The following is a 10996-nucleotide window of genomic DNA, read 5'->3' on the forward strand; positions in this document are numbered from 1 at the left end:
CCGCCCAAAAACAGTTGGCGGAAACCCGATCGAGAAGCGCTCCACTCGCATCCCGAAGTACTTAGCCGTAAGGAAGTGTCCGAGTTCATGAATGAAGACCAGAATCGTGAGGGCGAGCAACACCCAGGCCGTCGAGGTAAGAATGCTCAGCAGCAACTCCATGCGTGCGCCGTGCGATGGGATCAATGAAGGAAAAGCATAAGGGGCCGTGCTATCTAAACGGCATCCGTTCAATTAGTGGATGCGGGCGGTAGTTCCTCTGTCCACCGCTTCCTCTGTCTATATTCCTGTGTACATTCCGGAAACGCCTGCTGCGTGCAGAGGTAGCATAGCATGCATTTGTTGTATCCACTGCTTGCTGTGCCCATGCGTGTCGTTGGCTTCTTGGTCTCCCTTGCGGTGGCTGTTCGCTCGTTGGCTCAAATCGGTTTTCGGGGGATGCACAGGCATCCGCTATCGAGCCTATCCCGCCTCGTTCCCCGCCCAGCACGTGCCACGTGGGTCGGCCTTGCGCTTGGCGCATGGGGGCTCCTCGGAATCGGACTGCTGCCAGCACACGCTCAGAATCCGCCCACTCCGCCCCCCCCGGAGCGGCCTGACCAATCTGCCCAGCAAGCCGCCCCAAGCGCCCCCGCCGACTCGTTCGAGCTTGCCCAACAACAAATGAGCCGGGGCAACTACGACGCTGCCATTGCCCTGCTCGAACAGCTGACCGACGCCCACCCCGACCGTCCTACCTTTCGCTACGAACTGATCGACGCCTATGAGGAAACCAAGGCGTACGACGACGCTCTTGCGCTGCTCGACCGCACCATCGACACGCCTTCGGTGAGCGACCTTGTCGATAAGGGGCGCTTGCAGCATCTGGCCGGACGCGAGGACGAGGCGCGCCAGACCTGGGAAGATGCCATCGCCCTCCACCCAGAGCGCGCCAGCACCTACCGCAGCGTCTACCACACCTTGTCGTCCCTGCGTCAGTTTAGCGCCGCCATCGACGTGATGGAACGCGGCCGCGAGGCGCTCGACGAACCCGACGCCTTCCAAACCGAACTTGCTCATCTCTACAGCCTTGACGGCCAACACGAGGCCGCCATGCGTGAGTACGTTGACCTGCTCCGTAACGACGAGCGCCGCGTCAACTTTGTGCGTAGCCGCTTGCAACCCTTCCTCGACCAGTCGGGCGATCTGGGCAGCGCCGCCCCCGTGCTCGAAGAGGCCGTCGCCGACCATCCCGACCACGAAGCCTACCTCGACCTGCTGGCCTGGCTCTATGCCGAGCAAGAGGACTACGACGCCGCCCTCGATGCCTACACGCGCCTCGACGACCTCCGCAACGACGAAGGCGAAACGGTGCTCGACCTGGCCCGCCAGGCTGCCGACGCAGACAACTTTGACGCCGCTCGCGAAGCGCTGCGCACCACCCAATCGCAGTTCGAAGGCACCCGCGCCGCCCAGCTCGCTCAAAAGATGGCTGGCGACATGGCATACCGGCGCTGGAGCCAGGCTGAACCCTTCACTCCCGAAGCCACAGAAGCCGCCGACGACGCCTGGACCACGTATCGCTCTGCCATTAACAGCATTGCCGATGCCGACGACAGTCCGCCCGAGGCCTACGCCACCGTTTGGATGCGCCTGGCCGAACTGGCGCTGGAGGTCCGCAACGATCCCGACGCCGCCCGCGAAGCACACGCTGCCCTCGATCGCTTTCGCGGATACGAGACCGAACGCACGCTCTTAGCCGGACGCATTGCGCTGCATACCAATGACGTTGAGGCCGCACGTGCTCACTTCGACTCGCTTGCCCAAGAGGCGCCCTCAAGCCCCCCCCACCGCACCGCACGCCACCGCCTGGCTGTGCTCGACCTGCACGATGGCCAACCCGAGCGTGCACAAGAGCATCTCGACATGCTCCTGAGCGACTTTAGTCACACAACGGCGAACGATGCGGTAGCCTGGAACGCGGCGCTGCGCCACTTTAACGGTCCCGACTCTACCACCGTGGCGCTTCAGCACTACGCCCACGGCACGTTGCGCGAGTGGCAGCAGCGCTGGGCCGAGGCCGACTCGGCATACGCCACCATCGAAAACGACATGCCCCAGCATCCACTGGCCGAACGCGCCCGGTACCAGCGCGCACGCCTCGCCGCCCATCTCGACAGTCCCCAGGCTTCGGCCAACGCGCTGCAAGACTTTGCCGAACAGTCGCCCCGCCACCCGTGGGCCGACCGGGCGCTCTTTCATGCCGCTCGGCTCCTGGATCATGCCGAAAACCAGCCCAGCGAAGCCCGCGCCGTGTACATGCGGCTGCTTGACGAGCATCCCGACTCGGTGTTTGCAAGCGAAGCCCGAACCCGCGTACGGGCTCTGCCCTCCTCGTAGCACCCCCTACCTTTCGCCGTCTGTCGTTTCAATCCGTATCTACCATGCGTACCCGCCCCGCTTCTGTCGCCGGACTTGCACTGTTTGCACTGTGCATCCTGCTCCTGGCTTTCCCTCGTATTGCGGATGCGCAGGACATTCTCATCCCTATGGATGAGACGCAGACCAACCACCTGAAAGCGTACGGAGCCACCTTCTGGGCCCTCACTCAAAACCAGGAAGCCGAGTGGCTCCTCAATCATCGGGGCGGAGCGTTCCTGCTGACGGCCACCGAGGCGCTCGAAGAGGAGCTGCGCGTTCGCAACGTTGCCTATGAACACATCTCCGCCTCTGCGTCGGCCTCGCTCATCAATGAAGTCGAGGCCGACGGCAACAACGAAGCAGCCGTCCGCCTCGAAACGGCCCCTGATATTGCCGTGTACGCACCCGATCAGACCGTGCCGTGGGACGATGCTGTGCTCCTTGCACTTACGTACGCTGAAGTGCCTTACGACATGATCTACGACCGCGAGGTGCTCGACGGCGAACTCGAAAACTACGACTGGCTGCACCTGCATCACGAAGACTTTACCGGCCAACTTGGCAAATTCCTGCGCTTCCGCAATACCTCCTGGTACATGGAGAAGCAGCAAGAGGCTGAAGCCCTCGCCGAAGAGTATGGATTCCGCAAAATTAGTGCCCTTAAGCTGGAGGTGGCCCAAACCATTCGGGGCTACGTAGAGCAGGGCGGATTTCTCTTCTCCATGTGCCTGGGCACCGAAACGCTCGACCTGGCCCTGGCGGCGCATCAGACCGACATCGTTCCCGAGGAGTACGACAACGACCCCGTTGACCCAGACGCCCGCGAAGCGCTCGACTTTGGCCCCACCTTCGCATTTAAAGACTTCGAGCCCGACCTGAATCCGCACAGCACCGATCACTCTACCATTGATACGGGGCCTCCGCCTGCTTCCATGCGCGATCCATCGCTCGACTACTTTACGCTGTTTGACTTTAGCGCGCAGTGGGATCCGGTTCCCACCATGCTCACCCAGAACCACGTCTCAACCGTGAAGGGTTTTGTGGGCCAAACCACTGCGTTCGATGCCAGCGTGGTGAAGGAGCATGTCGTTTCTCTTGCCGAAACACCCGCCCGTGACGAGGTGAAGTACCTGCACGGCACGCTTGGTCAGGGTACCTTCACATTCTTTGCCGGACACGACCCCGAAGACTATCAGCACTTCGTAGGCGATCCGCCAACTGAGCTCGACCTGCATCCGAACTCGCCCGGCTACCGCCTCATTCTAAACAACATTCTCTTTCCTGCTGCCACCCCTGAGCGTCAACAGACCTGATGCTGTGCCAACGTTCGTTCTGTTAGGTCGAACCCAAATGGGTGCGCGTGCAGAATGGCACTCCGGCGCAAAAAAACCATCCCGACACTTGCGGTATGAAACGTACCGGTATGAAACGTACCGGTATGAAACGTATCGGTATGAAACGTATCGGTATGAAACGTATTGGTCGCATCCGGGCATGTGACTGTCCTGCACTGGATAAACTTTAACCCGCAAACAGCGCAGCAACACGACAGCATTCCCCTCGTTCATATGGTAGACTTTGTATGCTTCTGCTCTGCGCTTGCGCCGACTGATCGGCATAGGCTGTCCCCCAGCCGTTACGCCTCCCTCCCCAATCCATCTAATTATGCCAGCGCCCCTGCTTTCGCTTTGGGCCTTTGTTGTAACCGCACCTCTAACCTTCACTCGCCTTTCTGAGGAGGCACTCATTTACAGTGGATTATTTGGAGGCGCCGCCCTGCTGTGTCTGCTGGGAGCCTGGCACGCCCGCCACTTGCCAAACCGCGACACCCGCCATGGGCTGATGGCCCTGCTCCTTGCCAGCAGCTTGTGGGCCAGTGCCCAACTCGTCTTTCTCCTTGCGGATACGTCGGCTGTTGCTTACGCCGCCTACACGACGGGCCTCGTTATTGGATTTTCTACGGTGTGGGCCTGGCTCTACTTCTGCTCGGCCTACAGCGGACGCGATTTGCATCGCCGGTTGCCTGTAGTTGTCGGCAGCGCCCTGCTGTTTGGAGGGATTACCCTTCTTAAGCTCACAAACAGCCAACATGGTCTCTACTTTGGAATCTCCCCCAGCGACAATCCCCTCACCCTGTTCGCCGTCGACCGTTACCTGCTGTACTGGCTCACCACCACGCTCTCCTATGCGCTGGTACTCGTCGGCTTCTTCATGTTGGCAGAGCTTTGGCTGCATGTACGGGGACGCACCCGCGCTATCGTTGGCCTGTTTAGCCTGATGCTTCTCCCCATAGTGGGCAATGCGCTCGGCCTCCTTGTACCCTCCATCGCCGATCTGTATCACGAGCCGCTGGGGGTGGCCGCATTTGCCCTTGGGGTGCTCTTCGTCGCACGCGACCAGCTTGTATCCGTTCAGGAAGTGGGCACCCGCGATAAGCCCGCCCTGATCCTGGGTCCAAACGCCCACGTGCGCTCCTACAACACCGCTGCCGAAACCCTCTTCCCCGCATTACAAAACCAAGATGCGCTCAACCAGCCGCTCGATGAGGTGCTCCCCGAGGTCGCCGCTACCCGAACGGCTCACCACCCGGTCCTTAAGACGATGCGGAACAACACGATACGGTACTACCGCATTGCCGAAAGTCGCCTGCGCACTGGTGGAGCTCCTGTGCACCTACTCGTGCTCATGGATGTCACCGATCGCGAACGCCAGTTCCGCGAGCAGGAACAGCTCGTGCAATCCATCACAGAGAGCGTATCGGACGGCATCTTACAGGTCTCTTTTGAACATGGAATTGTATACGCCAATCAGGCCATGGCCAGCATGTTTGGCTATCGCACGCCCATGGCGCTCCAAACCACCCCGCCCTCGGCCCTCTTTGCGGATCCCGACGCGGCCCAGCAGGTGCAGAGCACCCTTCGCCGCTCTGGCCACTTCACGGGCGAAGTCACGTTCTGCCGCCACGATGCATCACAGTTTGTAGGTCGCCTAAGCGCCACGCTCATCCGCGACGACCACGGCGACCCGGCGTATTACAACGGGGTGCTCGTTGATCTTACGGTACAAAAGAACAGAGAGCGCGCTCTGCAAGCGGCCAAGGAGGAAGCCGAAACCGCCGCGCGCCTCAAGGAAAATCTGCTCGCCACCATGAACCACGAAATGCGCACCCCGCTCACAACTATCATCGGGTTTTCCGAGGTGCTCACGCAACAAACCAACGGCGCTACCCAGCGATTTGCCGAGCGAATTCAACGAGGCGGACGCCGCCTGGAGCATACGCTAGAGTCGCTACTCATTCTCTCAAAGCTGCGCAGCGGCACCTACACCCTGCACCCTACGTCGCTTCCCCTTGCACCATTTGTAGACGACATGATAGCGCAGTTCGAAGAGCGCGCTGCCGCCAACGATCTGACGCTCACAACCACCGCGCCCCCCGCCGATGCCTGCTCCAATGCCTCGCCTCCCCGCCTCGATCCCAATGGATGCCGCCATATTTTGACGCACCTCATTGACAATGCACTCAAGTTCACCCCGCCCGGCGGCACTGTTACCGTGCAGGCCTATCGCACGGACGATAGCGTGCACTTCGTGGTTCAGGATACAGGCATTGGCATTCCGGCTGACCTGCAAGACGCTGTGTTTACACCGTTCAAGCAGGTATCCGAAGGCCCAACCCGCGCCTACGAAGGCTCGGGCATTGGGCTAGCCATTGTACGCGACATGACCGAAACGATGGGCGGTACCGTTACCCTCGACAGCACAGAAGACACGGGAAGCCGCGTTACCGTACGCATCCCCCTGCCTATCGCACCACCACCAGACGCCGAGTAAAGGCAAAGTCGCGGCCCTGCACCCGCACAAAGTACGTTCCCGAAGCCAGTGAGCGAATCGGAAGTGCAATTCGCTCCGCCTGTAACGCGGGCACCTCCGCATCGAATGGCTGCTCAACTGCTCGCCCCAACGTATCGTACAGGCGGATGCGAAGGGTCTGGGCTTCGCGTACGGTGACTTGCAGCTCGGCGGCCTCGGTAGCCGGATTGGGCATGGGCCCTTCAACCTGCTGGGCGTCGTCGATGAGCGTGGCGTTGCGCGAGGTGCGCGCCACCGGCGATTCGTTTCCGACGTTGTCAATAGCTACCAGGCCAAAGTACAGCGGCGTGCCCCGAGGCACGTCGGTCAGGGTGATGCGCTCAGCGGTGCCTGCCGTATCGGGGCGGAGCGACGCATTCACGGACGTGGCACGTGCAAAATCGGCAGCGGTATCGATAGGTTCTTCAGCATAGCGGAGGTCGTAGGCCGTTGCTGTGCCGCGCATGTCGTCATCGCCCGGAGCCGTCCATGCCAGCGTGACGGCTTCCGGGCGCAGGTCTTCGATGCGCAGATTGTTAATGGCAGCGGGCGCGATACGATCAGGGAGTTCAACGGGCGCGTCGAGCACGGTCAGGGTTGAGCGTCCGGCCGCATTTTCGGTTTGGATGGCCACGTGGTACGGCGTCTCTGGCCATAGATTGTCAATGCGAAGGGTATGCTCGGTGCCCGGCTCAACCGGCACAGGGGCCGCCAGCGAACGCGCTGCGTCAAAGTCGTCGGCATCGTCGATCGGCTCGGTATCCACCCGCACCCGATACCGCTGCACGGGAGCGCCGCTGCTGTAGGTCGGCGCGGTCCACGCCACCTGGGCACTGCGCGCCTCCCTATCCTGCACTGTAAGCGCGTCTACTGCTGGCGGCGGGTCGATGTGCGCGCCCTGCTCGGCACGATCGGTCGTTGTTGCACCCGTACCTGCCGGATCGAGCCAGTCGCGCAGGCGCTCGCTGGAAGCTGAGCCATCCCACGCCACCGCCAGCCGCCCGTACCAGTCGGGTTCGTTCACACCGCACGCGGCAAGCCCGCCCGAGAGCACCCCGGTAATGCGCTCTGCTTCGTTGAGCAACGGGCCTCCCGAGGAGCCCGGCTCGGTCGTACCCACATCCCAATCGGCGACACGCAGATGGGTAGCTTCGCCTTCGGTATCGCTGGCATAGCCGGTGATGGTGGCCGGGTCGTCGTCGAACGAGATGCGCTTGGCGAATCCGCCCGGATGGTGAATGGTGGCGGTGGCCTCGGGGGCGGTGTCGGCCCGCGTCCAGCCGCTGAAGTGCAGATCGAACGCGGGCGAGAGCGGCTCCTCCACCTCCAGCAGCGTAACGTCGGGGCCGCCGGTGATGGCGCCGCCCGTGCCAATGCTGGCGCGCAAGGTGGCACCGGTCGAGGTCTGGCTGAATGGATCGGCCGATGAGGTGCTGCCGCTCTCGGCACTGCCGGGCGGACGGCAGTCGGGGTGCTCGTAGTTCCAGTAGAACACGGCGGTTTCAGCCTGGGCCTGCGCATCCACACAGTGCTGCGCGGTCAGAAAGTAGGAGGCGACTGGTCCCTCGGTCGTGTTGATGAGCGCGCCGCTGCACGAAAACTGCGATCCATCGCGCACATAGGTGATGCGCCCAACGGACGACGCTGCCTCGCCCCATCCGGTAGCCTGCGGGCATTCGGTGTCCACGTTGCAGGCCCCGGCGGCACGCGAACGCAGCGGGTCGAGCGCGCGCTCGGGCGAACTCCACCCGTGGCCCACGTGCACCAGGCGTCCGAGGGGCATCTCGGCATCGGCGGGTATCACGACGGTGACGCGCACCGTTTCGTGTGCAATTACGGGCGTAAAGAGCGTGCCATTGGCGGTTTCGGCAGGATACGGACCGCGTTCTTGCGTACCATCGGGATGCGACACCATGAGGCGCGCGCCGGCAGGCAGATCGAGATCGCGAAAGCCCAGGTTTAGCGTCTCGGCGCCGGGGCTCGTCACGTATCCGCGCCCAATCCGAGAGGCCGTGCCGTGCGATTCCCACGCGAGCAGATCGGTGAGTGGCTCGTCGACTTCACGGGCCGTGGCAAAGGCGTGCGGGCCACTGGGGGCCTCAGACTGAAGGGCAGATCGGTTGTCTTCGCTGAGTGGATCCATCCGCAGGTGCGGCAGGCCATCGGCTTCCTGAGCGAAGCTCTGCGGCACCAGCGCAGCGCCGTATATCAGCCATCCAACAAGCACGCAAAGGAGTACACTCCGCATCCGCCTAAAAAACGTTAGTTGGTATCTTTGGTCGGGTCGAACGCCTGCACGCGGGCATCCATGCCTTCGACCGTATCGGTAAGGTCGGACTTGTACGTGCGCACGGCGTCCTGAAGGTCCGCGTTGTGCGTGCCCAGAATTTGGAGGGCGAGCAGCGCTGCGTTCTTGGCGCCGTTGATGGCGAGCGTGCCTACGGGGACGCCCCCGGGCATCTGCACCACCGAAAGCAGCGAGTCGATGCCGTTGAGCGTGCTGGTTTTGACGGGCACGCCCAGCACGGGGAGTGGCGTGCTGGCGGCAATCATACCGGGCAGATGCGCCGCGCCACCAGCGCCTGCAATGATGACTTTAACGCCCCGGTTGGCAGCGGTTTCGGCGTATTCGGTCATGACGCCCGGCGTGCGGTGCGCCGAGAGGACGCGCATCTCGTAGGGCACGTCGAACTCGTGCAAAATGGAGGCAGCATCGCGCATTACGGGCAGGTCCGATTCGCTGCCCATGGCGATGCCTACGAGTGGGGTGTCTTCGGAGTGTGGCATGTTGGGGATTTGAGGGTTGGTGGATAAAGCGTGGTTGGCGATGCAGTGCCCTGCATCGTTACAGAATGATCTGTTTGGCCGCCTCTTCGGCACGGGAGCGGGCCTCGGTGGCCGTATTGCCCAGCGCGGTGACGTGGCCCATTTTGCGATGCGTACGCACCTCGGGTTTGCCGTAGATGTGCACGTGCGCCCCCGGCACCTGTAGCGCCTGCCGCCAGCCGGTGGCGTGGGGCGGCGTGCCCTCGCGCTGGCCGAGTACGTTTACCATCACGGCGTGCGGGGCCACCAGATCAGTCGATCCGAGCGGCAGGTCGAGCACCGCCCGCACGTGGTTCTCGAACTGACTCGTGGTGCAGCCCTCAATGGTGTAGTGCCCGGTGTTGTGCGGACGCGGCGCGATTTCGTTGACGAGAATCGCGCCGTCTTGGGTCTCGAACAGTTCCACCGCCAGCAGTCCCACGCCTTCCACAGCGTCAACGGCATTGCGCGCCACGGCCTGTGCGTTCTCGGACAGCTGCGCATCGATCGGCGCGGGGGCGACCACGGCATGACAGCGGTGGTTGCGCTGCTCGGTGTGCACCACCGGATACGCTACCGAAGTGCCATCGGGGCGGCGGGCAATCTGCACCGCCAGTTCGCGCACAAAGTCGATGCACTGCTCCACGAGCAGGCCATCGTCGGCCGCCAGGTCGTCCCACGCATCATCGAGCTCGGCAGGCGTTTTCGCGAGGCGGTTGCCGTAGCCGTCGTAGGAGCCTTCGTACTGCTTCAGCATGAGGGGCCAGCCCAGTTCGTCGGCTGCGGCGTGGGCCGCTTTGCGGGTGGCACAGCGCCGGTATGCAGGTAGTGGCAGATTGCGCGCCGCAAGACGGTCGTTCTGGACGCCCTTGTGACGAATCCACCCCAGCGTTTGCGGACTCGGCCACAGCGCGGTGTCTTGGGGACACACCGGGGCCAGCTGGTCGGCGGGGGCCCACTCGCTCTCTACAGTAACAGCCGTGCATCCGGTGGCAAAATCGCGCAGGACATCAGGGTCGGTCCAGTCGGCGGTGGTGGCGTGCGCATACGCCTGCATCGGCCCAGCGTCTTTGGGCGAAAGCAGCCGCACGCCAATGCCCAGGCGCACCGCTTCGGCGGCCATCATCTTGCCGAGTTGGCCGCCGCCTAAAATGCCGAGGGTGGGGAACGTAGTCATGGAAAGCAGGAGAGATTGACAGAAACGGTGTGCACTTGCACCTCGTCAGACTATACCGTCTAACGCATGTATTCAGAACGTGCGCTTTGCTTCATGATACATAGCAGGCACCGCATCTGCCACCGTATTTGCATAACATTGTGCAAACTGGCATGGTTAGGTTCCGTTGCTCGACTTAAGACGACGATGCACCCAACCAACGCGTTTCAGCACGCTGCACACCACTATCCCGAAGCTGCCGACATGTGGTTGAAGCAACTCGAAGCGACTTCGCATACTGATCTTGAGCCCCTGTTTGATAAGATACCAGATACACGAATATCCCCCGTAGGCATCCGTTTTGCTCTTAGGCAACTGGACTTGAATCGACATGCGCTCGAAGACCTCACATATCCATAAAATGGATAGAACGCTATTTTTAGCCTGGCAGGATCCAGAGGAACGGCGGTGGTACACCGTGGGCCGGCTGGATTACGATCAGGATACATACCAGTTTTCTTATACGAATGAAGCGGTGAAAGCCACCCACCACGGCTTCACGCTACAGTACACGACAAAAGTCATACGACTCTTCATAGTGTCGTGTCACACCTGAATGTTAGGGTGCGGAGACTGTGCCAAACTCTGTGTCCCCCAAAACCTGTCATGGTGAGCACGCGACGGGCCCAGCCCGGAGCACGCCGAACCATCTCCTCGACGCTCAGCGGGGCTCTAGGCGATTGAACGGCCCTGCCAACCTTGGGGGAGATCTTTATTCACTGCGTT

At 62.0% G+C, this 10996-nt stretch carries 7 protein-coding genes; 3 read left to right on the plus strand and 4 right to left on the minus strand.

Annotation, left to right across the window (positions count from 1 at the left end):
* On the minus strand, window positions 1-162 hold a 162-nt coding region (locus R6U20_RS04940; protein ID WP_410336762.1), incomplete at its 3' end, for a site-2 protease family protein.
* 204 nt (window positions 163-366) lie between these two features.
* On the opposite strand from R6U20_RS04940, the gene R6U20_RS04945 reads away from it, so the two are divergent.
* From R6U20_RS04945 to R6U20_RS04955, 3 genes are all read left to right on the plus strand, one after another.
* Window positions 367-2379: a tetratricopeptide repeat protein gene (locus R6U20_RS04945; protein ID WP_410336756.1), complete on the plus strand. Its 2013-nt coding sequence runs from the start codon at window positions 367-369 to the stop codon at window positions 2377-2379.
* A gap of 44 nt (window positions 2380-2423) precedes the next feature.
* Window positions 2424-3713, plus strand: coding sequence for an asparagine synthetase B (locus tag R6U20_RS04950; protein ID WP_410336757.1), 1290 nt, complete (start codon window positions 2424-2426; stop codon window positions 3711-3713).
* 352 nt (window positions 3714-4065) lie between these two features.
* Window positions 4066-6231 carry an ATP-binding protein gene (locus R6U20_RS04955; RefSeq protein WP_410336758.1) on the plus strand — a complete coding sequence of 722 codons (2166 nt, stop codon included), beginning with the start codon at window positions 4066-4068 and terminating at the stop codon, window positions 6229-6231.
* Here R6U20_RS04955 and R6U20_RS04960 read toward each other — a convergent pair.
* Genes R6U20_RS04960 through R6U20_RS04970 form a run of 3 tightly spaced genes read right to left on the minus strand, consistent with a single transcriptional unit; the run spans window position 6203 to window position 10231 of the window.
* Window positions 6203-8497: a fibronectin type III domain-containing protein gene (locus tag R6U20_RS04960; protein ID WP_410336759.1), complete on the minus strand. Its 2295-nt coding sequence runs from the start codon at window positions 8495-8497 to the stop codon at window positions 6203-6205. The genes R6U20_RS04955 and R6U20_RS04960 overlap by 29 nt on opposite strands.
* Window positions 8498-8511: 14 nt before the next feature.
* The gene (gene purE, locus R6U20_RS04965) at window positions 8512-9036 is read right to left on the minus strand and encodes a 5-(carboxyamino)imidazole ribonucleotide mutase (protein ID WP_410336760.1); all 525 of its coding nucleotides are present in this window, start codon (window positions 9034-9036) and stop codon (window positions 8512-8514) included.
* A gap of 58 nt (window positions 9037-9094) precedes the next feature.
* Window positions 9095-10231, minus strand: a complete 1137-nt coding sequence (locus tag R6U20_RS04970; RefSeq protein ID WP_410336761.1) for a 5-(carboxyamino)imidazole ribonucleotide synthase — start codon at window positions 10229-10231, stop codon at window positions 9095-9097.
* Between the last annotated feature and the right edge of the window lie 765 nt (window positions 10232-10996).

It is taken from the genome of Longimonas sp. (genome assembly GCF_046498435.1).
GTDB lineage: Bacteria > Bacteroidota > Rhodothermia > Rhodothermales > Salinibacteraceae > Longimonas.